This window comes from Embleya sp. NPDC059237 (assembly GCF_042754105.1).
GTDB lineage: Bacteria > Actinomycetota > Actinomycetes > Streptomycetales > Streptomycetaceae > Embleya.
Window position 1 is genome coordinate 125,860 of sequence record NZ_JBHZAE010000007.1, and the last position, 24,621, is coordinate 150,480.

Annotated in this window: 25 protein-coding genes and 1 tRNA gene; 13 read left to right on the forward strand and 13 right to left on the reverse strand. The window is 72.4% G+C overall.

Going from position 1 to position 24,621, the window contains the following annotated elements; translation table 11 throughout:
• Positions 1-17 precede the first annotated feature (17 nt).
• A complete protein-coding gene (locus tag ACFXKZ_RS22810) occupies positions 18-344 on the forward strand; it encodes a rhodanese-like domain-containing protein (RefSeq protein WP_380002764.1) in 327 nt (108 codons plus the stop codon).
• A gap of 69 nt (positions 345-413) precedes the next feature.
• Here the strand turns inward: ACFXKZ_RS22810 and ACFXKZ_RS22815 are convergent, their stop codons facing one another.
• The 4 genes from ACFXKZ_RS22815 to ACFXKZ_RS22830 all read right to left on the reverse strand — a co-directional run bounded on the left by ACFXKZ_RS22815 (position 414) and on the right by ACFXKZ_RS22830 (position 5,129).
• Positions 414-881: a hypothetical protein gene (locus ACFXKZ_RS22815; protein WP_380002765.1), complete on the reverse strand. Its 468-nt coding sequence runs from the start codon at positions 879-881 to the stop codon at positions 414-416.
• A 127-nt stretch (positions 882-1,008) separates the two neighbouring features.
• Complete coding sequence (locus ACFXKZ_RS22820) at positions 1,009-1,449, reverse strand: DUF6325 family protein (protein WP_380002766.1); 441 nt, start codon at positions 1,447-1,449, stop codon at positions 1,009-1,011.
• Positions 1,450-1,753: 304 nt separating this feature from the next.
• On the reverse strand, positions 1,754-4,318 hold the full coding sequence (locus tag ACFXKZ_RS22825) for a serine/threonine-protein kinase (RefSeq protein WP_380002767.1): 2,565 nt from the start codon (positions 4,316-4,318) through the stop codon (positions 1,754-1,756).
• A gap of 64 nt (positions 4,319-4,382) precedes the next feature.
• A complete protein-coding gene (locus ACFXKZ_RS22830; RefSeq protein WP_380002768.1) occupies positions 4,383-5,129 on the reverse strand; it encodes a hypothetical protein in 747 nt (248 codons plus the stop codon).
• Positions 5,130-5,497: 368 nt separating this feature from the next.
• On the opposite strand from ACFXKZ_RS22830, the gene ACFXKZ_RS22835 reads away from it, so the two are divergent.
• Complete coding sequence (locus ACFXKZ_RS22835; RefSeq protein ID WP_380002769.1) at positions 5,498-6,028, forward strand: cell division protein SepF; 531 nt, start codon at positions 5,498-5,500, stop codon at positions 6,026-6,028.
• Positions 6,029-6,192: 164 nt separating this feature from the next.
• Here the strand turns inward: ACFXKZ_RS22835 and ACFXKZ_RS22840 are convergent, their stop codons facing one another.
• The 4 genes from ACFXKZ_RS22840 to ACFXKZ_RS22855 are packed head-to-tail and all read right to left on the reverse strand — an operon-like array spanning position 6,193 to position 9,296.
• A complete protein-coding gene (locus tag ACFXKZ_RS22840) occupies positions 6,193-6,780 on the reverse strand; it encodes an NTP transferase domain-containing protein (protein ID WP_380002770.1) in 588 nt (195 codons plus the stop codon).
• A gap of 46 nt (positions 6,781-6,826) precedes the next feature.
• The gene (locus ACFXKZ_RS22845) at positions 6,827-8,041 is read right to left on the reverse strand and encodes a sensor histidine kinase (protein WP_380002771.1); all 1,215 of its coding nucleotides are present in this window, start codon (positions 8,039-8,041) and stop codon (positions 6,827-6,829) included.
• Complete coding sequence (gene cseB, locus ACFXKZ_RS22850; RefSeq protein WP_078977097.1) at positions 8,038-8,727, reverse strand: two-component system response regulator CseB; 690 nt, start codon at positions 8,725-8,727, stop codon at positions 8,038-8,040. The genes ACFXKZ_RS22845 and cseB overlap by 4 nt, the downstream gene beginning before the upstream one ends.
• Entirely contained in the window at positions 8,724-9,296 is a 573-nt protein-coding gene (locus tag ACFXKZ_RS22855) for a hypothetical protein (RefSeq protein WP_380002772.1), read from the reverse strand. The genes cseB and ACFXKZ_RS22855 overlap by 4 nt, the downstream gene beginning before the upstream one ends.
• Before the next feature lie 110 nt (positions 9,297-9,406).
• Here ACFXKZ_RS22855 and ACFXKZ_RS22860 point away from each other — a divergent pair, with 110 nt between their 5' ends.
• Positions 9,407-10,264, forward strand: a complete 858-nt coding sequence (locus ACFXKZ_RS22860) for a polysaccharide deacetylase family protein (RefSeq protein ID WP_380002773.1) — start codon at positions 9,407-9,409, stop codon at positions 10,262-10,264.
• Between the two features lie 153 nt (positions 10,265-10,417).
• On the opposite strand, the gene ACFXKZ_RS22865 is transcribed toward ACFXKZ_RS22860, so the two are convergent.
• Positions 10,418-10,491 (reverse strand) — tRNA-Lys (locus tag ACFXKZ_RS22865).
• A 218-nt stretch (positions 10,492-10,709) separates the two neighbouring features.
• On the opposite strand from ACFXKZ_RS22865, the gene ACFXKZ_RS22870 reads away from it, so the two are divergent.
• From ACFXKZ_RS22870 to ACFXKZ_RS22900, 7 genes are all read left to right on the forward strand, one after another.
• A complete protein-coding gene (locus tag ACFXKZ_RS22870) occupies positions 10,710-12,089 on the forward strand; it encodes a hypothetical protein (protein ID WP_380002774.1) in 1,380 nt (459 codons plus the stop codon).
• A gap of 45 nt (positions 12,090-12,134) precedes the next feature.
• On the forward strand, positions 12,135-14,123 hold the full coding sequence (locus tag ACFXKZ_RS22875) for an AAA family ATPase (RefSeq protein ID WP_380002775.1): 1,989 nt from the start codon (positions 12,135-12,137) through the stop codon (positions 14,121-14,123).
• The gene (locus ACFXKZ_RS22880) at positions 14,116-15,390 is read left to right on the forward strand and encodes a hypothetical protein (RefSeq protein WP_380002776.1); all 1,275 of its coding nucleotides are present in this window, start codon (positions 14,116-14,118) and stop codon (positions 15,388-15,390) included. Before ACFXKZ_RS22875 ends, ACFXKZ_RS22880 begins: the two co-directional genes overlap by 8 nt.
• Before the next feature lie 6 nt (positions 15,391-15,396).
• Positions 15,397-15,858 carry a hypothetical protein gene (locus ACFXKZ_RS22885; RefSeq protein ID WP_380002777.1) on the forward strand — a complete coding sequence of 154 codons (462 nt, stop codon included), beginning with the start codon at positions 15,397-15,399 and terminating at the stop codon, positions 15,856-15,858.
• Positions 15,859-16,028: 170 nt separating this feature from the next.
• Positions 16,029-16,604, forward strand: a complete 576-nt coding sequence (locus ACFXKZ_RS22890) for a hypothetical protein (protein ID WP_380002778.1) — start codon at positions 16,029-16,031, stop codon at positions 16,602-16,604.
• Positions 16,601-19,168, forward strand: coding sequence for an Hsp70 family protein (locus ACFXKZ_RS22895; RefSeq protein WP_380002779.1), 2,568 nt, complete (start codon positions 16,601-16,603; stop codon positions 19,166-19,168). Before ACFXKZ_RS22890 ends, ACFXKZ_RS22895 begins: the two co-directional genes overlap by 4 nt.
• Position 19,169: 1 nt before the next feature.
• Complete coding sequence (locus ACFXKZ_RS22900) at positions 19,170-19,580, forward strand: hypothetical protein (RefSeq protein ID WP_380002780.1); 411 nt, start codon at positions 19,170-19,172, stop codon at positions 19,578-19,580.
• A 517-nt stretch (positions 19,581-20,097) separates the two neighbouring features.
• Here the strand turns inward: ACFXKZ_RS22900 and ACFXKZ_RS22905 are convergent.
• Positions 20,098-20,976: a TauD/TfdA dioxygenase family protein gene (locus tag ACFXKZ_RS22905; RefSeq protein WP_380002781.1), complete on the reverse strand. Its 879-nt coding sequence runs from the start codon at positions 20,974-20,976 to the stop codon at positions 20,098-20,100.
• 393 nt (positions 20,977-21,369) lie between these two features.
• Here ACFXKZ_RS22905 and ACFXKZ_RS22910 point away from each other — a divergent pair, with 393 nt between their 5' ends.
• Together ACFXKZ_RS22910 and ACFXKZ_RS22915 are read left to right on the forward strand one after the other, a co-directional pair.
• A complete protein-coding gene (locus ACFXKZ_RS22910) occupies positions 21,370-21,705 on the forward strand; it encodes a type II toxin-antitoxin system Phd/YefM family antitoxin (RefSeq protein ID WP_380002782.1) in 336 nt (111 codons plus the stop codon).
• 77 nt (positions 21,706-21,782) lie between these two features.
• Positions 21,783-21,992 (forward strand): type II toxin-antitoxin system RelE/ParE family toxin, encoded by a 210-nt coding sequence (locus ACFXKZ_RS22915; protein WP_380002783.1) that lies wholly within the window; start codon positions 21,783-21,785, stop codon positions 21,990-21,992.
• A gap of 57 nt (positions 21,993-22,049) precedes the next feature.
• Here ACFXKZ_RS22915 and ACFXKZ_RS22920 read toward each other — a convergent pair whose 3' ends face one another.
• The 3 genes from ACFXKZ_RS22920 to ACFXKZ_RS22930 form a co-directional block, all read right to left on the reverse strand.
• Positions 22,050-22,433: a BlaI/MecI/CopY family transcriptional regulator gene (locus ACFXKZ_RS22920; RefSeq protein ID WP_201260864.1), complete on the reverse strand. Its 384-nt coding sequence runs from the start codon at positions 22,431-22,433 to the stop codon at positions 22,050-22,052.
• 91 nt (positions 22,434-22,524) lie between these two features.
• Complete coding sequence (locus tag ACFXKZ_RS22925) at positions 22,525-23,028, reverse strand: hypothetical protein (RefSeq protein ID WP_380002784.1); 504 nt, start codon at positions 23,026-23,028, stop codon at positions 22,525-22,527.
• A gap of 135 nt (positions 23,029-23,163) precedes the next feature.
• Positions 23,164-23,781, reverse strand: a complete 618-nt coding sequence (locus tag ACFXKZ_RS22930) for a hypothetical protein (protein WP_380002785.1) — start codon at positions 23,779-23,781, stop codon at positions 23,164-23,166.
• A 115-nt stretch (positions 23,782-23,896) separates the two neighbouring features.
• On the opposite strand from ACFXKZ_RS22930, the gene nfi reads away from it, so the two are divergent.
• On the forward strand, positions 23,897-24,607 hold the full coding sequence (nfi, locus tag ACFXKZ_RS22935) for a deoxyribonuclease V (protein ID WP_380002786.1): 711 nt from the start codon (positions 23,897-23,899) through the stop codon (positions 24,605-24,607).
• Positions 24,608-24,621: the final 14 nt, after the last annotated feature.

A 24,621-nucleotide genomic window follows, 5' to 3' on the forward strand; every position in this document is an offset into this window, starting at 1 on the left:
GAGGTGGAGGCATCGCCATGACCGCACTCATCACCCGGGACGAACTGCGCGCCGAGATCGCCGGCGGCGGCGTGACCGTCGTCGACGCGCTCGGTGGGGAGTACTGGGCCAAGCAACACCTGCCGGGGGCCGTTGCCCTGGTTCGGGACGACGTGGATGCCCTTGCGCCGACGCTGCTGCCGGACCGCGACGCCGCGATCGTCACCTACTGCTCGAACCCGGCCTGCCCGAACAGCGGCCAGGTGGCCGATCGGCTGACGCACCTCGGGTACACGAACGTGCGCAAGTACGCCGAGGGCATCGAGGACTGGGTCGGCGCCGGGCTGCCCACCGAGTCCGCCTGAGCGGTAAAGGGGGAGGGAGGGCCGAGACACCGCCTCGGCCCTCCCCGCGTGTTGTGAATCGGCTCTCGCCTACTGCGGTGCATCCTTCAGGTCCGAGATGCGGCTGCCGTCGAGCGGGACCTGGTACCAGACGTCGATGGTCGAGCCGTCGCCGAAGTGCTCGGTGACGATGACCGTCGCGTGGCCGGCGCCGCTGCCCTCGTAGCGCACGTCGCGGCTCTCCGGGGTGTTCTGGGCGCGGAAGACCGGGTCGGCCATGTTCTGCTCGGCCCAGGCGTCCAGGCGGGCGTTGAGTTCGGGGGTGAGGAATTCGTTGCGGACCTCGGTCGGGTCCATGTTGGGGTTGGTGCCGTTGATCGCGTCCAGATACTGGTCGTAGAAGGCTGTCACCTTCTCCACGACGCCGATTTGACGGGCCGCCTGATGGCTGCCGGGCGGCGATGCCTCCGCGGCGAGTGCCGGGGCCGCGAGGCCGCCGGTGAGCAGGAGTCCTGCGGTTACCGCGACGACGGCAGTACGGCGAATGCTGGTGGTCATCTCGACCTCCACGTGCTGGGGGATGTGCCCTTGCATCGGCTGAGACGTCCAACCGGTGGGGCGGGTTGCAGGACTTTGCCCTGCTTTACCCTCCGGAAATCGATTCGTTTCCGTCGGCCCGCCGGGCTCAGCCGCCGTCGGTGCTGCTCGCCAGGGTCTCCTCCGCGTCGTCCAGGACGGACTGCGGCAGGCGGGTGTACGAGAGCAATCGGCCGCCCGAATCGCGGATCCGGGTTGCCACCTCGCGGGCCCAGATGTTCTCCACGAACAGCACCACGACCAGCGAATCCGGCGGCATCACCTGCCCGATCTGCTCGGCGTCCTCGGCGCCGGCCAAGCCCAGCAGCTCGCGCGCGGCCAGCTCCGCCGCCATGTCGCGCAGCCCCTCGAACTCGCTGACCTCGTGGCTGCTCACCACCCCCGCGACGTCCTTGACCACGATCAGCGCGTCGATCAACCGGACATCGCCGCGCTCCTCGACCGACTCGAACGCGTCGAGTACGGCCGACGTCAGCCGCTGACCCGGAAAACCCAACACGATCGCGTCGACGGGTCCCAACTCGGCCATGCTTCCTCGTCTCGGGGAGTAGGGGTGTTTGTCGCGAAACCCCGGGCACCCGATACGGAGCAGCCGACGCCCACGACCCGCGGCCACCGGAAGCCGGGGACCGGAGGCGGGAGTCGGCGGCCGAACGGCCGACCGGATACCGCAACCGGCCTTCCCGTTCCCGCTGCGCGCCCAATCATGTGTCCACGCGCACGCGCCTGCCGGCGACGGGGGATTCGCTCGCGGGCCGCCTGCGGCGGACGGGGTGTGTTGCGCTGGGTCGTGCGTTTGCCGACCGGGGTGCCGATCCGGGGCCGGCTCGGTGCTACTGCTCGTACGCGATTACCGAGGCGTTCGGGTTGCCCTCGTCCGGTCGGAGCCACTGGGCGATGTATACGTTGCCCTTTGCTGCCACCGGGCGGGATGAGACCGGGGAGGGGAGGGGGGCCTTCCAGGCGATCTTGCCTGATTTCGTGTGCAGGGCCAGCAACTGGGCCGCGTCGTTGCCTGGGGCGTCCCGCTTGGCGGCGTCCATCGCCACGTAGACCTTGTCGCCCGCGACGACGGGGGCCTCCAGCGCACCGTACGAGGGCATCTCGGCCGACCACCGCACCACGCCCGTACTCGCCTCCACCGCGTAGACCATGCCCTTGTACACCGACGTGGCCGGCGGGTTCGTGGGCGTCGGGCCTGCGGTCGTGGTCGCGCTCGGCGTCACGCCCGCCTGCGGCTTGGACGGGTGACACGCGACGTAGACCACGTCGCCCACCCGGGTGATCTCGCTCGCGTTCCGGGCCTCCATCTCGAACTTCCACACCTGCGAACCCGTGAGTGGGTCCACCGCCACCACACCCGACTTGGCCTCGTCGGTGGCTCCGTCGTAGACCAGGAAGACGTGGTCGCCGGCCACGGTGAGCGAACAGGACTGACCACCGCCGACCGGGATGGGCCCCCACAACACCGCCCCGGTGCCCGCGTCGAGCGCGTATCGCTGCCAGGTGTACACGCCCGCGCTGGAACTGTCGGTCACCACCGTGATCACCCGGTCGCCGACGATCACCGGATCGCGCCCCCACGGCCGGCTCTTGAACGGGACCTCCCACTTCGGCTTGCCGGACCGGTCGAAGGCGCGGACCGCCGAGGGGTTGTAGGACGCCTTGGGCTGGGCGAAGGCGACCACCATGTCGCTCCCGAACGTCGGCGTCCCCGGCAAGCCGGAATCCGCCGTCAGCCCCGCCCTCCACACCTCACGGTGGGTGGCCGCGTCGATCGCGACGATCATCCCGGGTCCGCTGCTGTAGGAGTTCTCCTCGGCGACACCCAGGTACAGCAGGCCCCGGTCCAGGGCGGCCGGCAGGTTCACCCAGCGGGCCTTGTACTCCAGGCTCCACCGCGGTTCGCCCTTGACCGGGTCGAACGCGTGCACCGTGCACAGGGCCGGCTGGGACTGCTCCACCACCGAGGCCGCGCGGTCCACCGTCCAGGAGACGACGAACAGGTGGTCCTTGGTCGCCAGCGGCGCGGACACCGAGTTGCCCGCGGTGGCCCTGCGCCAGACCTTTTGCCCGGATTCCGCGTCGATCGCGGTGACCTGGCCCTTGCCACCGCCCGCGCCATCGGCGACGTGGTACACCAGATCGCCCTGCACGCACAGCGACGAACCGCCGCCGGCGCCCGCCGGATACGACCACACCCGCCGGCCCGGATCCGCGTCGTCGCCCATCAACAACCAGCCCGCGCCGCCGCCCACCGCGGTCACGGCCACCGCGCCGCCGCCGATCAGGAACGCACGCCGGACCAACCCCCGCTTGCCGGGCGCCGGTTCGGGTACGCCGACGGTCGGCGGCAGGTCCGGTGGCGGCGGCGCGACGGGCCGTTCGCCCGGCAGCTCGGACACCGCCACGGCGACCGTCGTCGGCGTACCCGCGTCCATGCCCAACCCCACCGCGCGGGTGGGAGGTTCGCCCGTGGAGACGCCCACCACCGGACCCGGCACCCCCGGATCGCCCAGATGCCGCCGCTCCAACTCGGCCGCGAGCGCCGCCGGCAACCACGAAGTGCCCATCGGCGGTTCGGAGTCGCCCATGAAGCGGGCCAGGATCTCGGCCGGCGCCGGTCGCGCCTCGGGTTCCTTGTCCAGGCAGTGCCGGATCAAGTCCCGCAGTCCGTCAGGCACTTCCGCCAGCGCGGGCGCGTCGCGCAACACCCGCATCATCATCTGCAGTTGCGCCACCGGAGGTTCCACGTGAAACGGACCCCGCCCGGTGGCCGCGAAGACCAGCACCGAACCCAGCGAGAACACGTCGCTCTCCGGCCCGAGCCGCCGCCCGCCCGCCTGTTCCGGCGACATGAACGACGGCGACCCGACCACCCGACCCGTCCCGGTCAGCCCCTGGCCGCCCTCGTCCGCCGCCCGGGATATGCCGAAGTCGATCACCCGCAGCCGATCCCGCCCGAGGATCACGTTGGACGGCTTGAGATCGCGATGGATCAGGCCCGCGCGGTGGATCGCCATCAGCGCCTCGGCCAACTGCGCGCCCATGATGCGCAACGCGCCCTCGGGCAGCGGGCCGTACGTCTTGATCGCCTCGGACAACGAGAGCCCGGTCAGGTATTCGGTGGCCAACCACGGCGGTTGCGCGTCCGGATCGGCCTCGGCGATCGGCGCGGTCCAGGCGCTGTCCACCCGCCGCGCCAGGTCTATCTCGCGCCGGAACCGATCCCGGAAACCGTGGTCCATCGCGAACTCCGGACGCACGGTCTTGACCGCCACCCGGACGCCGCTCGGAGACGTGCCGAGGAAGACCTCGCCCATCCCGCCCTCGCCCAGCCGGCCGCGCAGCCGATACGGCCCCAGCCGCGTCGGATCCCCGTCGCGCAGTGCTTCCATGACTACCGTGTCCCCGTTCCGGTCGTGTCGGCCGGCCACTTTAGTCGACGGCCCCCCACCGGATTCAGCCGTTTCCCCCTCGGAAATATCGCTGCCAGGTCTGGGTCTGGCGGGTTTCCGGATGGTCCGGGCCCAACACCCGGGCGAAGTCGGCGACCAGTGGGTCGTACAGGGCCAGTGCCTCGCCGCGGTGGCCGGCCAGGCCGCGGTTGACGGCGTGGCCCGCCCGGGCGACCAGCGACTCCAGGCAGTCGGCGCCCAGGATTCGGATCGAGTCGATCGCGAGCGCGCCGTACATCTCCGCCGCGCGGAGCGGAGCCCCGCACTCCCCGGTGAAGCGGGCCAGGTAGCTGCGCGCGGTCAGCGTGCTCTCCGCCTCGGCGCCCAGCGCGCGGGTCATGTCCGCGACCAACTGGGTGAACAACGTCGTCGCGCGTGGCGGCTCGCCGCCCTCGCCGATGAACCGGGCGTGGCACAGCCGCATGTCGAGGGTGACCCAGTCGCCGGGACCGAGCGCCTGTCCCGCCACCGGGATCAGCCCGGCCAACAAATGGGCGGCGCGCCGCGGATCGCCGTCGATCCCGACGAAGTGCGCGTATGCGCGGCGCACGTTGAGCGTGTCCCGGTCGGTGCCGCCGAGCACCCGGGCGGCGACGTCGCCGAGTTGGTGGTAGAGCCGGACGGCCGCGGCGGGATCCTCGCGCATCCCCCATTCCCAGACGGCGCCGACCTGTTCGTTGATCCGGGCACGGGAGGGATACGGCTCTTCGAGCGGACGAGGGGGCCGCACGATGCGGAAAGGCGAATCCATGCTCACCTCCGAAGATGTCGCATCCGAGTCTGCGACCTGCCCCCGGTCCACCGGTAGAGGTATGCACCTGTGGACCATTCGGGTTCATTCGGCGGGCATATTCCGCTGTTCGCACACCAGTTCGAGATATCGTGTTCGAACGGATCGGGTGCACTTTCGATGCGGTTCGCTTCGGAATACGCGGATAAAGATCTCAAATAGCGTCAGAAGCCGCACTGGGTACGCCCGTTCGAGGTCGGTTGGATGATCTGTCCGTTTATAGGCGCGTCGTTCGACGCGCCGGACCCGGCACTCGCATACAGTTCGGTCGAGTGGAGGATGACGAGATAACCCGGACGGGGCCGGGACGACCGGACGCGGAGGTGCCCATGGGCGCATTGCGCAAGGCCGGCTCGTGGCTCGGGATCGGTTCGGGGGACGTGGACGACGACCTTTACCGCACCGGCGCGGGTGCCTACGAGACCGGGACATACGACGCGGACGACGACGACACGGGGTCGCGCTGGGTCTACGACGACGAGCCCGAGGAGTCGCGTTCGCGCGCCCTGGAGGGCAGCGTGGTGCCGGCGTCCGAAGTGTTCGCCGCGCGCGCGGCCGCTTCGGAGGCGCCGGCGCAGCCGAGCACCCGGATCGCCGTCGTGCACCCGAAGAGCTACCACGAGGCAAGAGCGATAGGCGAGTACTTCCGGCAGGACATCCCGGTCGTGATCGACCTGACCGCGATGGACGAGTCCGACGCCAAGCGTGTCGTCGACTTCGCGTCGGGGCTGACCTTCGGCCGCCGCGGGGCGATCGAGCGGTTGGCGAAGCGGGTCTTCCTGCTGATGCCGGCCGACGCGCGGCTGCTCACGGGCGACCCGACGCAGCAGAACCAGGACGGGTTCTTCAACCAGGCGTAACCGGCGTGGTCGGGAGCGATCCCGGCGGTCGGTGGTACGGGAATCCCGCCGGCGGCATGGACCGAGGCCCGCGCGTGCGGTCGGACGCGCGTCGCGGGCGCGCGGGTATCAAGAGCACGCGAGGACCCGAGCCCCCGGCGGCTCGGGTCCTTCGTCGATCAGGGTCAGGGGTCCAGCCGGGCCAGGTCGGCGGGCGTGTCGATGTCGAACGGGTCGGCGATGTCGGCGCACTCGATCAGCCGAACCCGATCCCGCTGCTCGGCGAGCAGCGCCCGGGCACCGGCGTCCCCCTCGGCCCCGGCCGCCAACTCGGCCCACCAGGCGCGCCCGAACAGGACGGGATGGCCGCGCCGACCCGCGTAGGCCGCCGCGATCAGGTCCTCCGGCGCGGCGTGCGCGGCGATCAACCGGGCCACCGCCGCCGCGCCCACGCCGGGCATGTCCACGAGGGTGACCACGACGGCGTCGGCGTCGCCGGGCAGCGCGGCGACCCCGGCGGCGAGCGAGGAGCCCATCCCGCTCGCCCAGTCGTCGTTGCGCACCACGACACAGCCGGTCAACTCGGCCTCGGCGAGCACCGCGTCGGCCTCCGCGCCGAGTACCACCACGACCCGGTCGCACCCGCCGCGGCGCGACTCGGCGACCGCGAACTCCACCAGCGGTCGCCCCCGATGCACCAACCGGGCCTTGGCCCGCCCCCCGAGCCGCCGCCCACCCCCGGCCGCCAACACCAATCCGACCACATCACCCACGAGGCACCCCTTTCTTCATCGACCGGGCCGGACCGGAACCCGTCACTCACCCCGCCGCCGACGCCCCCGAAGGCAGCGTGAGTTCGGCCATCGCGCCGCCCGCCTCCGGATTGCTCAGCGTCAGGGACGCCCCCAGCACCGCCGCCTGGCCCATCGCGATGGTCAGGCCCAGACCGTGCCCGCCGGCCGCCCGGTCGTCGGTGCCCTTCCGAAAGCGGCTGGGCCCCTCCCGCAACAGCGTCGCCGGAAAGCCCGGCCCCGCGTCCACGACCCGGATCCGCGGCCCGTCCACCTCCACCACCACCGGCGCGAGCCCGTGCTTGGTCGCGTTGGTCAGCAGGTTGGCCAGGATCCGCTCCAGCCGCCTCGGGTCGGTGACCACCACCTCGTCCCCGATCACCCGCAACTCGGCGGCGGGCGCGAGCGCGGCCACCCGCCGGGCGGCGAACGCGCCCAGCGGTACCTCGGTCAGGTCGGCCCGCTGGGTCGCGGTGTCCAGCCGGGCCACCTCCAGCACGTCCTCCACCAGCGACCGCAGCGCCCGGACCCGATCGCGGACCAGCTCGCCCGGCCGATCCGCGGGCAACAGATCGGCCGCGGCGCTCAGTCCGGTCAGCGGCGTGCGCAACTCGTGCGCGATGTCGGCGGTGACCCGGCGCTCCGCGTCGAGCCGCGCCTGCAACGCATCGGCCATCGCGTCCACCGCCGTGGCCAACTCCGCCGCCTCGTCCCGACCGCTGCCGCCGATCGCCGCCCGCACCCGGATCGACCGCTCGCCCGCGGTGACCCGCCGAGCCGCGTCGGCGGCCCGCCGCAGCCGACGCGACAGCCGCGCCCCGATCAGCACGCCCACTCCGGACCCGCACACCACCACACCGGCCGCGCCGATGATCAGCACCCGGTCGAGCGAGGCCAGGTCGCTGGTCCGGTCCCGATAGCTGGAGCGCAGCGACAGGATGTGCCCGTCCACCCCGACCGCCGCCCAGATCCGGCCCTCGGACAACTCGGTGGCCCGGTCGCCGTCGCGCACCGCCTGGCGCAGCGCCGCCGGTACCCGCGGGTCGTCCAACCGGCTGCCGAAGGTCGGCTGTCCGGTCCGGACGTACTCGCGCAGGGCCAGGTCGATCCGGTCGATCTGCAGTTTGCGCGCCTCGTCCGCCTGCTTGTAGGCGAAGGCGAAGTGCACGGTCAGACTCAGCGCGACGGCGACCGCCACGCTGACCACCGTGACCACCGCCGAGATCCGCCAGCGCAGACTCACCCGACGGGTCCCGGACGCAGCTTGTAGCCGAAGCCGCGAACCGTCTCGATCCGGCCCGGGCCCACCTTGTTGCGCAGCCGCTGGACGTGCACGTCCACGACCCGGGTATCCCCACCCCAGGCGTACTCCCAGACCCCTTCGAGCAGGGTGTCCCGACTGAGCACCGTGCCCGGCGACTCGGCGAAGCGCAGCAGCAGCTTCATCTCGGTCGGGGTCAGCGCGAGCAACTCGCCGGACCGGCGCACCTGCACGCCGTCCGGGTCGATCTCCAGGTCGCCGAAGCGCAGCGGCCCCGGCTCCTCGCCCGGACCGGCGGTGCGCTGCGCGCGGCGCAGCAGCGCCCGGATCCGGGCGAGCAGCACCACGGTGTCGAACGGCTTGGTCACGTAGTCGTCGGCGCCCGCCTCCAGACCGACCACGATGTCGATCGGGTCGTCGCGCGCGGACACCATGATCACCGGGATCAGGCTCTCCGCCCGGATCCGCCGGCACAGGCTGATCCCGTTCATCAGCGGCAACATCACGTCGAGCAGCGCCACGTCCGGCCGCTCGGCGCGAAACGCGGCGAGCCCGGCCTCGCCGTCGGCGGCGGTGCTCACCCGGAACCCGTCCCGTTCCAGGTTGAGTTGCGTCGCCTCGCGGATGACCTCGTCGTCCTCCACGACGAGCACGTGCGGTTTGCTCACGACACACCCTTTCCGACCTCGTTCTCGACGAACTGCGCACCATCCCACCGCAATCCGACCCCGTGCTCGCCGAAGGGGCAGATCGCCGGCTCGTTGGCCCGGTACGCCGGCAGTTGGAGGATCAACATCTGCTTTGCGACCTCGATCCGACTCCCCGGCTCCTCCGAGGCGAACACCCGTTCGGTGTGCCCGTCCTCGAAGAGCCGGTACACGTACGCGGCGACGTCCCGGCGCATCGTGCAGGTCTCGGGCCCGCAGTGGAACACCGACACCACCGCGATGGGCAGAGGTGTCCCGGGCACTCCCGGCGCGTTCAGATACTGCGCGTTCACCGGGTAGGACGTGCCACAGGACGGGGTGAGCACCGCCTTGATCTTGACGCCGATCCCCGCGTCCTCCCGCAGCACCCGGACCGGATCGATGCTCAGGCCCGCCCCGGAGGGCGGCGGTGCGAGCGGGATCCCCACCGGTTCCGGCTTGCCCGCGACGCGCACACCGGAGTCCACCGCGCACCCCGTGATCAGGGCAAACAGCAACAGAATCAGTGGAAAGCCACGTTTCACCGACATCCGACCGATCCTACCCGTCGAGGGTTGTTACATGATCTACGGACGACCGACGGTCGGCCGCAACGACGACGCGATCAACCGGATGGGCGCCGCCGCATACCGTCCCTGACATGACCTTCGCCAACGATCCCGGCACTCCGGGTACTCCGGGCACTTCGGACAACCGCGATGCCTTCGGCCCGTTCGGACCCCTCGACACCCCCGAGAGCCGGCGCGACCGCACCCTGCGGCGGAGCGCGTTCCTGGCCGTGCCGCTGCTCGTCGCGATGGCCGTGACCACCTTCGTCGCCACCGAGGCGGACCCGCTGACGCAGAAGTCGCCGCAGGCCGCCAAGGTCGCGCCGCCGACCGCGCAGATCGCCGCCAAGCCGATCCCCGCGCACGAGTCGGCGCCGATCAAGCCGCTGTACCGGGTCCCGACACAGGACAGGGTTGCCTTCCTGACCATCGACGACGGCGCGTACAAGGACCCGGAGATGATCCGGCTGCTGCGCGAGGCGGGCATCAAACCGACGTTGTTCCTGACCGACGAGTATGTGAAGCAGGACCCGGGCTTCTTCCGGAAACTGCGCGACGAGACGGGCGGCGTGATCGAGAACCACACCCTCGACCACCCCGACCTGAAGGGCAAGCCGTACGACGTGCAGAAGAATCAGATCTGCGCGACGTCCGACGACTACGCCCGCGAATTCGGCCGCCGGCCCACGCTGTTGCGTCCGCCGTACGGAAACCACGACGAGAACACCATGCGGGCGGCGGGGGATTGCGGCATCGGGCGGGTCGTGCACTGGAGCGCGGAAATCCGCAACGGCGACATGCGATTCGCCGTCGGCGACGAACTCCGTCCGGGCGACATCGTGTTGATGCACTTCCGCAAGGAATTCCGGGCCGACATCCGGTCGTTCGTCGACGAGACGCGTGCGGCGGGGCTGACCCCGGCGCTGCTGGAGGACTACCTGGGGCGGTGATGGGTCGAGCGCCGACGCGGGCGGCCGGCTCGGGGCGTCGAGCCGAGTTGCCGGGTGTTGTACCGAGCCGGGGATCCGAGCCGGGGCGCCGGGCTCGGCACACGCGAGAAGGACCCGCCGGAAACCGGTGGGTCCTTCTCGGTGTTGCCGCTGTGCGCCGCCAGGGACTCGAACCCCGGACCCGCTGATTAAGAGTCAGCTGCTCTAACCAACTGAGCTAGCGGCGCTTGCTGCGAGAGAAATACTACCCGATGTTCGGGGTCGCTCTCACCCGGGTTTGGCTGGGCCGTGGTCTCACCATCGGTGACGATCACGTTACGAGGACGGGTTCGCCCGGTGTCCTCCCTGGGCCGGTGCGGCCGGGTACCGTGCTGCTTGTACGTCGGCTGCTTGTACGTCGTCACGACCGGCGCAGTCGGGTGGTCGTGTTCGCGGGGGAGACGCCATGTCGGATGCCGGGGCGGTGCGGGCGTTCCGGATGGCCACGCATCGGGAGGGCGAGGTGGAGCCTCGACTCGTCGCGATGCGGGACTTCCTGGCCAACGCCTCCGACGCCGAGGTGGTCCGCAACCGGGGACTGATCGAGAGCCAGATCCAGGCCGTGGCCACCCAGCAGCCGGAGACCGCCGCGCGCATGCTCGCCGACGTGCTCGGGCGCGACCCCCGGGGCCACTACGCCCGCGCGATCGACGCGGTGCTGCGCTGGTGGGTGGTCCAGCCCGGCAGCGACTTCGCGGAGACCTGGACCACGCTGGAGAAGGCGCTGGAGGCCGGACCGCGCCCGCTGGAGCGCGCGCTGCTCGACGTGCTCGGCGGTCTGGACCCGCGCGCGCCCGTCCGGCGCTGGCGGGTCGCCGCCACCAACCGGGTCCTGGACTGTCTGGAGGAGCGCTTCGAGCAGCCGGCCCGGCACCCCGACCACGACCTGTGGCGGCTGCTGCCGGTGGTCGCGCCGCCCGGTGCGCCGGGTACGCGGGCCGAATGGGTGTGCGTGATCGGCGACCGGGCCGCGGCGCGCGGTGCCGAGGCCGCGGCGCGCACGTGCTTCCGGCTCGCCTTCGAGCAGGGCTGTGCCGCCGCCGCGCCGCGCCTGGCCCATCGGCTCGCCGTCGAGGGGCATCGGGAGCTGACCGGCGGCGACCCGGAACGGGCGGTCCGGTATCTGTACGAGGCCGCGATGCTCGATCCGGACCACGCCGAGTATCGCGAGCTGCACCGGGCCGCCGTCGCGGCGCGGGACGGCGGGGCGGCGGCCGGGACGCGGCCCGGGACGGCGGCGGCCCTGGTGGTCGCGGCGGCGGATCTGCTGGAGCGCGGCGACGACGCGGGCGCGGTGCGGCTGCTGCGGCGGGGGCTGTCGGGCGCGGGCGGGGCCTCGGAGCCCGGTGGGACTTCGGGCGGCGACGCGACGGGCGGCGCCGGCCCCGACGACGCCGGGCACGGGCCGCACGTGGTCGACGAGCCCTACGCCGACACCTGGCCCGCGCGGCTGCTGCTCGGCACGCTGGAGGGCGACGACTCGATGGTGTGCGGCGCCGCGCGCGACCTGCTCCGGCGCTACGGCGCGGGCTGGGTGCGCCGTACGCCGCTGGGCCCGGGCCTGGTGCTGCACCGGGTCACCCGCGCCGACCCGGAACTGGCCGCCGCGCTGCTCGAGGCGTCGCCGGCGGAACTGCGCGAGGGACGACTCGGCCGGGCGATCGCGACGACCGCCGCGTACCGAATACTGGCCTTGGGCGTACGGGACCTGGGCGCGGGACGGCCCGAGGCGGCCCGGGCCCGGGCGGACCTGGCCGAGCGGCTGCTCGCCGGCGACGAGGCGTGATCCGACCGGGTGCGATCGAAACGGCGAGGCGGGGGAGAAGGCGACGTGGACACGGACATCCTCGGGGTGCCGGAGCAGGTGTTCGACAGCGGGCTGCTGGTGGCCACCCGCCGGTTCGAGACCGCCTCGGCGGTGGCCCGCGAGCTCGGCGCGCACACGATCGAGGTCGCCCACACGCTGATCGCCCTGGCCCGGATCGACGGCGGGCGCGCCTGCGGCCTGTTCGCCCGCCAGGGCATCCCGCCGGACGTGCTCGCGGCCGGCCTGCTCGGCGGCGGCGGACCGGCCGCCGGAGCGAGCGGCAACGGCCGGGGCGGCGCGGGCGCGCTCGGCGGCCTGCCGGTCACCGCCGACCTGCGGGCCGGCTTCGCCGCCGCGGCGGACACCGGCTACGTCGACGAACGTGCGCTGCTCGCGGAGTTGTTGCCGCGCCTGGAACCGGGCGCGGTGGACCTGCTCGTCGGCTACGGCCGGGTGGACCTCGACGCCTGGCGGGCCGAGGTGGCCGCGGCACGCCCGGCGGCGGAGGTGTGCCGGGCCGACGGGTCGATCGACGAGGCCGCGTTCGCCCCGGGCGCCCGGCGGGTGCTGGCGATGATGGTCGCCGAGGCGAGCGGGCTCGGCCGGCGACAGTGCGGCATCGCGATGCTGCTGCACGCGCTGGCCACCACCCCGGGCGGACTCCTGGAACAGGCCTTCCTGTTCCTGCGCCGGGACGTACGGGCGCTGCGCGAACAGACCATCGCGCTGACCGGCGCCCGGGTCCGCGGCCCGGCGGGCACCGGCCCGATCACCCCCGACGAGCCGCTGCGGCAGACCCTGCGCCGCGCGGCGACGTTCGCCGCGAGCGGCCCCGACCCCGACCCGGACACCGGCGCCCGGATCACCGAACGCGACCTGCTCGCCGCGCTCCTGGACACCCCCAGCGGCCTGGCGGCCGGATTCTTCCGCGACATCGGCCTGGACCTGGACCGGCTGCGCCGCTTCGCCGACACCTACTACCGCGAGCCCGCCGAGCCCGAACCGGACCGGGCCGGCACCCCGATGTCCCCCGAGGAGGCGGTACGCCGGCTGCGCGCGGGCCTGATCGGCCAGGAGAGCGTGGTCGAGCGGCTCGCCTTCCACGTCGAACTCATCAAACGTTCGCTCACCCGCGGCTTCCGCCCGGACGACCGGCCGCGCGCGGCACTGCTCCTGTGCGGCCCCAGCGGCTCCGGCAAGACGATGACCGCCCGGCTGCTCGCCGAGGTCGTCTACGGGTCCGAGGACGACGTCCTGGTCTTCGAGATGGGCCAGTTCAGCGCGCGCGAGTCGATCAACAACTTCATCGGCGCCCCGCCCGGCTACGTCGGCTTCGGCGAGGGCAAGCTCACCAACGGCCTGCGCGACAATCCGCGCCGGGTGTTCCTGTTCGACGAGGTGGAAAAGGCCGACGCGCGGGTGCTCGACGCGCTCCTTCGCCTGCTCGACGAGGGCCGGATCGGCGATCCGGCGGGCCCGGTGCGCGAGGCGCACGACGCGGTGGTGATCCTGACCACCAACCTCGGCGCGACCCACTCCGCCGCCGAAGCGGTCGAGGACGACGTGGACAGCGTGGACAACCTGATCGGCTCGATCCTGGCCGAGGGCGCCACCGGGCACACCGCCGCGAGCGCCCGGCTGCGCCGCACGATGGAGGGGTTCTTCCGGCCCGAATTCCTCAACCGGGTCGACGAGGTGATCCTCTACTCGCCGTTCGGCCCCACCGAACTGCGCGGGATCGCGGAGAACGGCCTGACCCGACTCGCCGCGCGGCTGCGCGAGCAACTCGGCGTCGCGCTGACCTGGACCGACGAGGCCGCCGACCACATCGCCACCGTCGCCTGGCGCGGCCGGCCGGAGGAGGCGGCACGCGGCGTCAACCGCTGCGTGACCGCCGTGGTGCCGGGCGTGCTGCGCCTGCTCGACGAAGCCGACGCGGCCGGCCGGCCGATCGGCGCGGTCCGGGTGCGGGTGGTGGCCGGTGCGCTCGTGGTGGGGGGCGCCGATGACTGACCGCGCGGAACTGCGCGCGTTCGCCGCCCGGCTGCGCGAACACGGCGCGGGCGACGGGCCGTTGGACGGCGAGGCGTACGCGAGCCTGGGCACCGGCGCCGACGCGCAGCCGTGGAGCGCGCGGGCCGAGCAGTTGTGGACCACCGGCGGCGGGCCGTGGCGCACCCACCACCTCGCGGTCGCGCTGCACGCGCGCGCCTACGACCTGGAGCTGGCGGGCGAGAGCGAGGCGGCCCACCCGTACTGGAAGAAGGCGTTGGCGCACTGGGCCGAGCTGTACCACGACAGCGCCTTCTGGGACCGGATGCACGAGCACCTGGAGGCGGTGGCCGGGAGTCAGGTGCCGGCGGCGACCGTCCAGGAGGTCCGAGAGCGGCTGCCGCGCGACCTGCTCGCCCCGCACCTGACCCTGGCCGCCGATCGGCGCCTGCGCGACCCGCTTTCCGCGCGCGAACACCTGGACCTGGTCCGCGAGTCCGGCTTCCCGCCGTCGGTGATCGCCAACGCCCGGGCCGACCTGGTCCGCGAGGCGCTGGCCCAGGCGTCGCGCGACGTCGAGGAGGGCCGCTACGACGACGTGGTCGAACTGCTCGCCTCCTGGCTCACGGTGGATCCCGGCAACGCGGGGGCGGCCCGGGCCCTGCTGTACGCGACCCGGCGCCACATCGAGATCGTGGTGGCCGCGCCCGGGTGGGCGCACAAGATCGAGCCGCTGGTCGAGCGGGTGGCTCGGCTCGTGCTGCCCGCCTGGGACGAAGTGGGCACACCGGAGGGCTCGTTCGCGGTCGAGCTGGCCCGGCACGAATACTGGCGCGGCATCGTGGTGCGCGAGTTGGAGTCCGGCCCGGCCACCGAACCCGCCGTACTGGAACAGGCCACGCTGCGCTCGGGCCGACACCTGCTGCGCGCCCTCGAACTCGACCGCGACCTGGCGCTCAAGAGCATGTACCGCGACGTCGAGCAACTGGCCGCCGAGGAATGGGCGTTGGCCGCCACCGCCCGACAACGCCAGGGGCTGCCGGACGGACACGTGCGGGACGCGCTGCGCCGGGCGCTGGCGATGTCCGCGCCCGGGCCGTGGGGACGGCTGTTCATGGCCCGCGTACTGATCAACCTGCACGCGCCGCAGCCGGAGGACCTGGCCACCGCCCGCCGGCTCGCCGACGAGGTGGCCGCCGACCCGGACGCGGACAAACCCGAGATCGTCAACGCGCTGCGCGGCGTCGTGTTGTCCCTGGCCACGGGGCACGGCCCCGCATGGAGTTGAGTGCCGATGGAACCCACCGCGAGCGAGGGCGCCCGGGAGAACCCCTGGGCCTGGCAGGCCGGCCGGAACCCCTACCGGGGCACCGCCTTCCAGATCCTGGATCTGGATCCGGATCTGACCGGCCGGGCGGCGATCAAGGCACAGGTGCGCAAGCGGCGACAGCGGATCACCCGCAGCGCCGACCGATTCCCGGTGCACGGGAGGGTGCTCGCGCCGGCCGAGGTGAACGCGGCCGAGGAGGCGCTGACCGACCCGGCCGGGCGGCTGGCGGCCGAACTGCTCACCCACCGACCCGAGCGGCCCGGGCCCGATCCGGCCGAGTTGGCGGAGGAGTTCGCCGAGACCGAACCCCCGGAGTCGGCCGGGCCGCCGAGGATCGGGATCGACCGACGTGTGCTCGCGGGCCTGGTGCCGCCGCCCGCGCCGCGCGAGTTCGTACCGTTGTGGACGGAAGAAGGGGCGCACTGATGGCAGCGACACCCGAGCGGGGCCCCCTCGGGGCGGACCCATCGGCGGATGCGACGGGTTCGTCCGATCGGGCCGGCTCGCCCGCGTCGAGGGCGTCGACATCGACCCCGTCGACCGGACCCGTCGATCCGGCCGAGTCGGCCGCTCTCGCCGCGGACCACGCCGACCCGATGGCGATCACCGAGAGCGAGCGCGCGGTGCCGGAGCACGCGCTCGACCCGCCGTTCGCGCTGGTCTACGACGTGGTGCGGCGAACCGCGCGCGAACGCGAGGCCGGGCGCGAGGAGATGCGCAAACGCCTGGAGTCCACCCACGAGCGGTACACCGGCCTGGCCGCCGACGCCGCGGTCGCGCTGCACGAGTTGCGCGGCTGCCTGGACGGTGAGCCCGCGCCGGCCGTACTGGCCTCGATTGCCCGGCGGTTCGCCACGGCGCTCGACCGCGCGGGCGTACGCTTCGACGATCCCGTGGGTGAGGCGTACGCCGCGGTCGGCCGCCGCGTGGACGTCGCGCACGCCCCCGACAGCGGCGACGAGGCGGCGATGATCGTGGCCAGGACGCTGCGGCCCGGAGTACTCCTCGACGACGGCGAGGTGATCCGCCGCGCACAGGTCGTGCTCGGCTTCGTACCCACCCCGGCCGAACGCGAGGCCGCCCCCGGGCGGACCGACGACCGGGAAAACCCCGCGGCACCGCGCCCCGAACCCTCGAACGAGCCGAACTCCGAAGGCGGTAGCACCAGATGAGCATCGTGGTCGGTATCGACCTCGGCACGACCAACTCGTGCATCGCGATTCCCGCCGACGCCGAGGTGCCCGACAAGGAGGCGCTGATCGCCGCCCGTCGGCTGCGCCCGGTCGGCGACTCGCTGATCGTGGCCAACCCCGACCGCTCGCCGACCACCCCGTCGGCGGTGTGGATCGATCCGATCGGCACCCCGATCGTCGGGCAACTGGCCAAGAACAAGGCCCGGTTGCCCGGCGCGCCGCCCGCGATGTTCTTCAAGCGCAACATGGGCACCGACCAGCTGGTCACCGCCGGACACGCGCGGCTGACCCCGCTGGAGGCGTCCACGCACATCCTGCGCCACCTCAAGCAGGTGGCCGAGGAGGTGCTGGGCGTGCCGGTGGAGCGGGCCGTGGTGACCGTCCCGGCGTTCTTCGAGACCCGGGCCAAGAACGAGACCACGCGCGCGGGCCAGGCGGCCGGCCTGGAGGTGGTCGAGACGCTGATCGAGCCGGTGGCCGCGGCGCTGGCGTACACGCACGAGCGGGCCCGCGAGCTGACCGAGCCGCAGACGTTCCTGGTCTACGACCTCGGCGGCGGCACCTTCGACACCTCCGTGGTCACCTGGGATCCCGAAGTCGGCTTCGAGAACCGCTCGTTCAGCGGCGACCGCTACCTGGGCGGATTCGACTTCGACCGGCGGATCGTGTCCTGGATCGCGGCCCAACTGCCCGAGTACGACCTGGCGATCGACTCGGAGAACCCCGCCGACGGCAAGGTGGAGGCGCAGTTGCTCTCGGTCGCCGAGGGCGCCAAGCACGACCTGTCGCGCTACCCCGAGACCGAGATCGTCAGCCAGTACTGCGAGGACCGGCGCGGCACCCCGATGAACATCGGACTGCCCATGCGCCGCGAGGAGTTCGAGGAGATGATCGCGGATCGGATCCGCGGCACCCTGGACGACTGCGATCGCGCGCTGGCCCGCGCCGGGATGACCGCCGCCGACCTGGACGAGATCGTCATGGTCGGCGGCTCGTCCCGGATCCCGCTGGTGGCCTCCATGCTCACCGAACACTTCGGGCGCGGTCCCCGGCTGCTCAACCCGGACCTGTGCGTCGCGCTGGGCGCCGCGCTCAAGGCGGCGAACGTACCGAGTCGCAGCGGCCATCTGGAACTGGACCGCCCCGAGGCGCTGCCGCCGGAGACGGACATCGGCGGCCGGGTCCTGGCCGGCCCCGACCTCGGCTCGCCGGCCGCCGCGCAGTTGGTGCTGACCTCGGACGACGGCCTGGTGTACCTGACCGAGACGGCCGACGGGGAGGGCCGATTCCTGTTCGCCGACGTGCCGTTGCGCGAGGGCGAGAACGGCTTCACCGTGCAGGTGTCGGTGCACGGCCGGGAGATCGAGAGCCGCCGTCTGGAGGTGACCACCGACGACAAGCCGCGCTCCGACGCGACCGGCGACGTGCTCGCGCACGACTTCTCGGTCGAGCTGGTGGACGGGCTGCACGCGGTGGTGCGGGCCGGGACGATGGTGCCGTACCGCACCGATTTCCGCCTGGAGACCGCGTCCCACGGGTCCAGCCTGCGGGTCGGCCTGGTCGAGGGCCTGGTGCCGATCGGCGAGGTCTCGATCCGGGACCTGCCGACCGACGTGCCGGTGGGCTCGACCGTCGAGGTGACGCTGGAGTTCGAGACCGGCTGGACGATCCGGGCCGAGGCGCGGCTGCCGCAGGTGGGCGCGGAGGGCAGCGCGATGATCGACATCCCGCAGCGGGCCGTGCCGGGGTGGCCGGAGCTGACCGAGCGGCACCGGCAGGTGGTGACCGGATGGGCGGAGAAGCGCGACGCGATCCCGCCGGCCGACGCCATCCGGGTTGGCCCGGCGCTGGATCGTCTCCTCGCCGAACTCGCGGAGCTGGTCCGGGAGCGGATCGACCCGAGCAAGACCCACCACAAGCTCCTGGAGGCGGAGACGCTGGTCCAGGGCCTGCGAGTGGCCACCACCGCGGGCAGCGCGCTGAACCCGGTGATCGGCGAGTTCGAGGACAACCTGGCCTTCCTGGCCCGGCTCGCCGACCGGCTGGTGGACCACGACCCGGTCGAGGCGGAGCGCTTCCGAAGCGCGATCCCCGGCCTGCGCGCCACCGGCCGGGCGGCCTACGCGGCGGGCAACAAGATGGACTGGCACCTGGCCAACGAGGCGGTACGGGACCGGATCAACGCGGCCGAGCGCATGCTGCACGGCGGCCGTGCCCCGCAGCAGTTCACCGCCGCCGAGTTCCAGGTCGCGGTGCTCCAGGAGGTGGAGTATCTGCGGCGCTCGATCCAGGAGATGGACCAGGCGTCCGGTGGCCTGCACCGGCTCGACGCGGACGCGTTCCTGCGCGAATTGGACACGATCGCCGAGGACGCGGCGGAGGTGGATGTCCGGGACGAGGCGGCGGGCAACCGACGGCTCGTGGAGATCTATCGGGGTCGGATCATGCCGCTGCGGGCCCGGGCGGACCGCTGGATGGAACAGATCCGGGAGGGCTCCCCGCACATCGGGTTGCGGCTCCCGAAGAACTCCCTGGAGAAGTGACATGGCGTTCGCGATCACCTGCCCCCTGTGCCGCCGCCGGATCGCCGACCTGACCGGACGCTGCCCGGCCTGCGGCGGCGACCTCGGCGCGCTCGCCGGCCTCGTCGAACTGGCCGACCGCCACTTCAACGACGCGGTACGGGCGGCCCGACGCGCCCGCTGGAACACCGCCGCCGAACACCTGGCGGTGACCCTCGCCCTCAACCCGGCCGACGCGGAGGCCCGCCAACTCCTCACCAAGGTCCGCTACCACCAGGACCCCAAAACCCTCCCCGACCGCCTGTGGCGCAAGGCCCGAACCCACCTCCCCTACGGCGACCGCCTCCCCCGAACCCTCCCGAAACAAGCCACGGTTCACCACCTCCTGGAGCAAGCAACCCGCCGCTGGTCGACAACCCGAAAGTCGCCCTGACCACCACGGCACACGGAGCCGGCGAGCCACATCCACCCGCGCGGGAGTCCGGAGCCACCTTCGCAACGCCGGATGAAAACCGGCGGGACAAATCCACCCGCCGGTGTCCGAACCTGTCTCCGCAACGTCGGACGAAACGCCCGCGACCCAAATCCACCCCGCCGGTACCCGGAGCCTCCGCAACGCCGAACGAACCCCCGGCGACCCAAATCCACCCCGCCGGTGCCCGAGGCCATTTCCGCAACGTCGGACGAAACGCCGGCGGGCCAAATCCACCCCGTCGGTATCCGAAGCCACCTCCGCAACGTCGGTCGAACGCCGGCCGGGCAAAACTCCAGCCCGGCCGGCGTTTGAGGCCATCTCGGCCGAAGGCCGGCCCATCAAGCCCGTCCGGCGTTTGAGGACGGCGAGCCGACGGGGCCGACCGAAGCCGACCGGGTCCCGCCGACCTCTCAGCCCGTCCGGCGTTTGAGGACGGCAAGCCGACCATGGCCAACCGTCGACCACCGCCCGCCGATCAAGCCACCGACTCGCCGACAGGCCGGCTGCGCCGACCGTCCACCCCCACCGGAACGTCCCCGTCGATCGTCACCCGGTGCAACAACCGCCGCGACCCGTCGAAGTCCGTGATCACCCGATGCTGGGTCGCCCGGTTGTCCCAGATCGCCACGTCACCCGCCCGCCACCGCCACCGCACGGTGTTCTCGGGCCGAGTGACGTGCTTGTGCAACAGCGCGATCAACGCCGCCGAGTCCTCGGCGTCGAAGCCCACCAGCCGCTGAGCGAACGCCCCCAGAAGCAGCGCGCGTTCACCGGTGACCGGATGCACCCGCACGACCGGATGCTCGGTCTCGTACACGGTCGACTCGAACAACTCCCGATAGTCCTTCCGCGCCTGGCTGAGCCCATCCGCGTCCGAAGCCACGTAGTCGTACCGATTGCTGTGCACCGCCCGCAGCGAATCGGCCAACGCCGCAAGCGGGCCGGGCAGTTCCGCATAGGCGCTCGCGGTATCGGCCCACAACGTGTCTCCGCCCACGTCCGGCAGGCGTACCGCGCGCAGGATGGAGGCGAGCGGATAGGCGGGCACGAACGTGACATCGGTGTGCCAACGGTCGGCGACCACCCCGTGATCGTTGTCGATCGGCACGATCAACTCGCCCTCGGCGGACGCGGTCGGGTGCCCGATCGGATCGCCGAGCAGCCGGGCGAAGGCGAGGTGGCCCGCGTCGTCCAGGTGGTGCTGGTCGCGGAAGAAGATCACCCGGTGCCGATGCAGTGCGTCCCGGACGGTGTCCACCGTGATCGAGTCCAGTTCGCCGCCCAGGCGAACTCCCTCGACCACGGCCCCGATTCGGGCGGCGACGGGTGATACGGAAACGGTTGCAGCGGTCATGAGCGTGGTGTCCCTTTCGGCCTTCGCATGGAGAAAACGTCATCCGAAGCGGGCGCACGCGGGCGCGGACCGCCGAATCCCGCGCATCCACGAGAGAGACATGACGACCCATCAACAAACCGAAGCCGGCGCGCGCCCTACCGACAGCGCATACCGGGCGGAACAGGAAGATGCGCGATCCGATGCCGCCGCATCACAGACGCGACAACACGCCCGCCGATACCGGCGGCCCGCGCAGTCCCCATGGTCCCCACTCCGGGATTCTCGCCGTGCCCCTCACGAGAGGTCAACCACATACGGTCATCCGGTCCAGCCGAGGTGAACAGACCCGGTCCCACCCCATTCGAGTGACACAGGGTCGTCAGCGATCGCATTCTGTCCTAGACTATGTACATGAGCATGCCCATAATTCTGCCCATCGCAGAAGTTCGCAGTCGTTTCTCCGAACTGGTCTCGCTGGTCGAAAGCAGTGGCCGACGTGTGGCCGTGACCCGCAATGGCAGGGGTGCCGTTGCATTGGTGTCGCTCGGCGAACTGGAGGCATTGGAGGATCGCATCGAGTCGCTCGAAGAGACCCTCGCCGTGTTGCGTGAGCCGGGCATCCTGGCGGAGTTGGCCGAGGAGGAAGCCGAGTTCGAGGCAGGCGGAGGCGTCACGGGCGAGGAACTGGACGCCATGTTGGCCGAACGCGCGCGTCGCGAACAGCCGGGTTCACAGGATGTGGCGTGACCTCGACGCCCACCCCTGAGCCCTACCGTCTCAAAGTAAGCCCGGGAGCCGCCCGAGCCCTGGCCGAGAGGATTCCCATGGCCGAGAGCTTGGCGATTCGTGGCATGTTGCACGGGGATCTGCTTCTGCACCCATTTCGGGTGGGCAAGCCTTTGGAGGAGCCGCTACGGGGCTACTACTCGGCGCGTGTTCACCCGTACCGCATCCTCTATCGCGTCGATCGTGAGCGACGAGTGGTGCACGTCCATCGCATCGTTCATCGCTCGGACGCGTATCGCACGCACTGACGCCGCAACATGTGGTCGGCAGCAGGGGCCGTCGGTGGACCAGCGGGGCGGGCGTGGCTAGGAGCCGCCCTCCTCCAGCAGGCGACGCAGCAGTGCCTCGTCGTCGGTGGACAGGTCGGAGACGAATCGGGCGAGCACCGCCTGCCGGTCGCCCTCCTTGTCCAGCACCTGGCGCATCCGCCGCGCGGCGAGCCCGGCCTCGTCGTACACCGGCGCGTACACGTAGGACCGGCCCGACCTGGTGCGCTGGAGCACACCCTTGTCGTGCAGGCGGGACAGGATCGTCACCACCGTCGTGTACGCCAGCTCGCCGGAGACCCGTGCCTGCACCGCGGCCGCGCCCATCGCCGTGGGCGACGTCCACAGCAGGGACAGGATCTCGGACTCCAACTCGCCGGGGCCACGTCGCGCGGGCGCTCCGCCTGCTCTGCTCTCGGTCACTTCGGCCTCCGGTCAATGGGCACAACGCCCCGGAAGCCTAGTCGCGCGCCGAATACGGTCAACAGGGTCGCCGAATTCGGCCAGGCGCTCGTCAGGCGGCGGTGACCAGCGGGTCGCGCACCGGCGGGGGAGGCGCGGGGGCCGCGGCCCGGGCCACGAGCACGGCGCAACCTTCCGCGCGCAGCGCCTCGACCAGGACGTCGTGCCGCCGGCCGTGCACCCGGGCCGGATCGGCGGCGGCCGGCACCAACACGGCCACCCGGCGCTCCGGCAGACCCCGGACGAACGTCGCCAGCGCCTCGACGAGCCGGTCCCGCTCGTCGAAGACCACGCTCAGCGGCGCATCCACCCCGGCCGCGTCCCACGCGTCCACCAGCGCGTCGCGAACGGCCCGTTCGCCGGGGCGCGTCACATGCACCGCGATCGCCCGTCCGCCCAGGTCCCGCGTGGCGCAGAGCGCGGCGAGCGCGGCGGCGTCGATGCGTACGATCGGCACCACCACGGCCCGCGGAGCGCCCTCGGCGCCCCGGCCACCGGTCCGGCGGAGCGCGACGGTACGACGAATTCCGGTGACCCGACGCAGCACGGTGAACATGACGGCCTCCTCTCGACCGTCTTCAGCCTCGCCCCGAATCGGCCCGCCGGCGCCCGCGTTGACGCGCTCTTGGCGTTGCCCACGCCGATCCGAGCGCGTTCCTTACCCTCGGCGTCACCGGATCGGGCGCGGACCTCACCCCAGGGGCAGCAGGTTGGCGCGGACGAAGCCAGCCAGCCGGGACTGGTCCAGACCGCCCTTGTCGGCGCGCACGACGAGGGTCGGATGATTGCGCGAACGCGGGTTGCCCAGGGTCACGATCGCGACCGGCTCGCGCCAACGCCGTACCGAGTTGGTCGCCTCGTAGTACTCCTGGGTGAACAACACCGCCTCGCCCAGCGGAGTCTGCACCGTCTGAGTCACCGCGCCGGGCGGGACGTCGGCCGCCGTGCGGTACAGGCCGTGCCACCCGTTGCCGGGCGGGCCGCCCGGCGCCTTGCAGGTCACCTCGTTGGACTCGATCGTGACGTCGTCGAGCGCGAGCAGGACCCGATCGCACGGGGTGGTCACGGTCTGCGCGCCCGCATCGGTGCCCCCGGCGGCGCGGACCTCGAAGGCGACCGTGCCGGTGTCCACCCTGGTCGCGTGCACCCGCACCGGCGGCGCCGTGGACGGGGCCGCCGTGGACGGGGGCGCCGTCGACGAGGGCGCCGACACCACGAACGGATCATCCCCGGATCCACCACACCCCGACACCCCGAGCATCACCCCGGCCGCGACCACCGCCCCCACACTCCACCGCCGCACCGTCATCGCCCTGCCCCCTCGTCGTCGGTCGCACGCACCCGCGCAGTCGTACGCGCCCGCAGAGTGGACGCGACAGCCCACCGAGGGGTTCCACCCGCGAAGCCGGCGGTACGTTCTCGGGATGAGCACTTCTTCCGCGATCGCATCGGCCGAGGAGTGGCCGCGGACCGCCGCCGAGGCGCTGGCCGTACAGGATCGGCTGCGGCCGACGGTGGACACGATCGGGCCCGGGCCGCAGCCGGGCGAGGTGCGGCGGGTGGCCGGCCTCGACGTGGCCTACGCCGAGGACTCGGACGAACTGGCCGCCGCCGTCGTGGTGTTGGACGCCCGCACGCACGCCGTCCTGGAACACTCCGTGGTGCACGGCGTGGCGACCTTCCCGTACGTCCCGGGCCTGTTCGCCTTCCGGGAGATCCCGGCGCTGCTGGCCGCGCTCGAACGCCTCGACGCCGCACCGGACCTGCTGCTCTGCGACGGCCAGGGACTGGCCCATCCGCGCCGCTTCGGCCTGGCCTGCCACCTCGGCGTGCTCACCGGCATCCCGGCCATCGGGGTCGGCAAGACGCAGTTCGTCGGGACGTACGAGCCGCTCGGGCAGGCTCGCGGCGAGGCCGCCGACCTGGTGGACGAGGGTGATGTGGTCGGGCGCGCGCTGCGCACCCGCGACGCGGTCAAGCCGGTCTTCGTGTCGATCGGCCACGGCGTCGACCTGGACACGGCCTGCGCGCACGTACTGGCCCTGACCCCGCGCTACCGCCTCCCGGAGACCACCCGCCAGGCCGACCAACTCTGCCGCCGGGCACTGAAGTCCCACCCCGAGGCCCGCTCCTGACCCCCGCCTCGCCG

Excerpts from the sequence above, each read along its gene's own strand:
- ACFXKZ_RS22810 (WP_380002764.1), top strand. The coding sequence starts at position 18 with ATGACCGCACTCATCACCCGGGACGAACTGCGCGCCGAGATCGCCGGC.
- ACFXKZ_RS22815 (WP_380002765.1), bottom strand. The coding sequence starts at position 881 with ATGACCACCAGCATTCGCCGTACTGCCGTCGTCGCGGTAACCGCAGGA.
- ACFXKZ_RS22820 (WP_380002766.1), bottom strand. The coding sequence starts at position 1,449 with ATGGCCGAGTTGGGACCCGTCGACGCGATCGTGTTGGGTTTTCCGGGT.
- ACFXKZ_RS22825 (WP_380002767.1), bottom strand. The coding sequence starts at position 4,318 with ATGGAAGCACTGCGCGACGGGGATCCGACGCGGCTGGGGCCGTATCGG.
- ACFXKZ_RS22830 (WP_380002768.1), bottom strand. The coding sequence starts at position 5,129 with ATGGATTCGCCTTTCCGCATCGTGCGGCCCCCTCGTCCGCTCGAAGAG.
- ACFXKZ_RS22835 (WP_380002769.1), top strand. The coding sequence starts at position 5,498 with ATGGGCGCATTGCGCAAGGCCGGCTCGTGGCTCGGGATCGGTTCGGGG.
- ACFXKZ_RS22855 (WP_380002772.1), bottom strand. The coding sequence starts at position 9,296 with ATGTCGGTGAAACGTGGCTTTCCACTGATTCTGTTGCTGTTTGCCCTG.
- ACFXKZ_RS22860 (WP_380002773.1), top strand. The coding sequence starts at position 9,407 with ATGACCTTCGCCAACGATCCCGGCACTCCGGGTACTCCGGGCACTTCG.
- ACFXKZ_RS22870 (WP_380002774.1), top strand. The coding sequence starts at position 10,710 with ATGTCGGATGCCGGGGCGGTGCGGGCGTTCCGGATGGCCACGCATCGG.
- ACFXKZ_RS22880 (WP_380002776.1), top strand. The coding sequence starts at position 14,116 with ATGACTGACCGCGCGGAACTGCGCGCGTTCGCCGCCCGGCTGCGCGAA.
- ACFXKZ_RS22885 (WP_380002777.1), top strand. The coding sequence starts at position 15,397 with ATGGAACCCACCGCGAGCGAGGGCGCCCGGGAGAACCCCTGGGCCTGG.
- ACFXKZ_RS22890 (WP_380002778.1), top strand. The coding sequence starts at position 16,029 with ATGGCGATCACCGAGAGCGAGCGCGCGGTGCCGGAGCACGCGCTCGAC.
- ACFXKZ_RS22895 (WP_380002779.1), top strand. The coding sequence starts at position 16,601 with ATGAGCATCGTGGTCGGTATCGACCTCGGCACGACCAACTCGTGCATC.
- ACFXKZ_RS22900 (WP_380002780.1), top strand. The coding sequence starts at position 19,170 with ATGGCGTTCGCGATCACCTGCCCCCTGTGCCGCCGCCGGATCGCCGAC.
- ACFXKZ_RS22905 (WP_380002781.1), bottom strand. The coding sequence starts at position 20,976 with ATGACCGCTGCAACCGTTTCCGTATCACCCGTCGCCGCCCGAATCGGG.
- ACFXKZ_RS22910 (WP_380002782.1), top strand. The coding sequence starts at position 21,370 with ATGAGCATGCCCATAATTCTGCCCATCGCAGAAGTTCGCAGTCGTTTC.
- ACFXKZ_RS22915 (WP_380002783.1), top strand. The coding sequence starts at position 21,783 with ATGGCCGAGAGCTTGGCGATTCGTGGCATGTTGCACGGGGATCTGCTT.
- ACFXKZ_RS22925 (WP_380002784.1), bottom strand. The coding sequence starts at position 23,028 with ATGTTCACCGTGCTGCGTCGGGTCACCGGAATTCGTCGTACCGTCGCG.
- ACFXKZ_RS22930 (WP_380002785.1), bottom strand. The coding sequence starts at position 23,781 with ATGACGGTGCGGCGGTGGAGTGTGGGGGCGGTGGTCGCGGCCGGGGTG.
- nfi (WP_380002786.1), top strand. The coding sequence starts at position 23,897 with ATGAGCACTTCTTCCGCGATCGCATCGGCCGAGGAGTGGCCGCGGACC.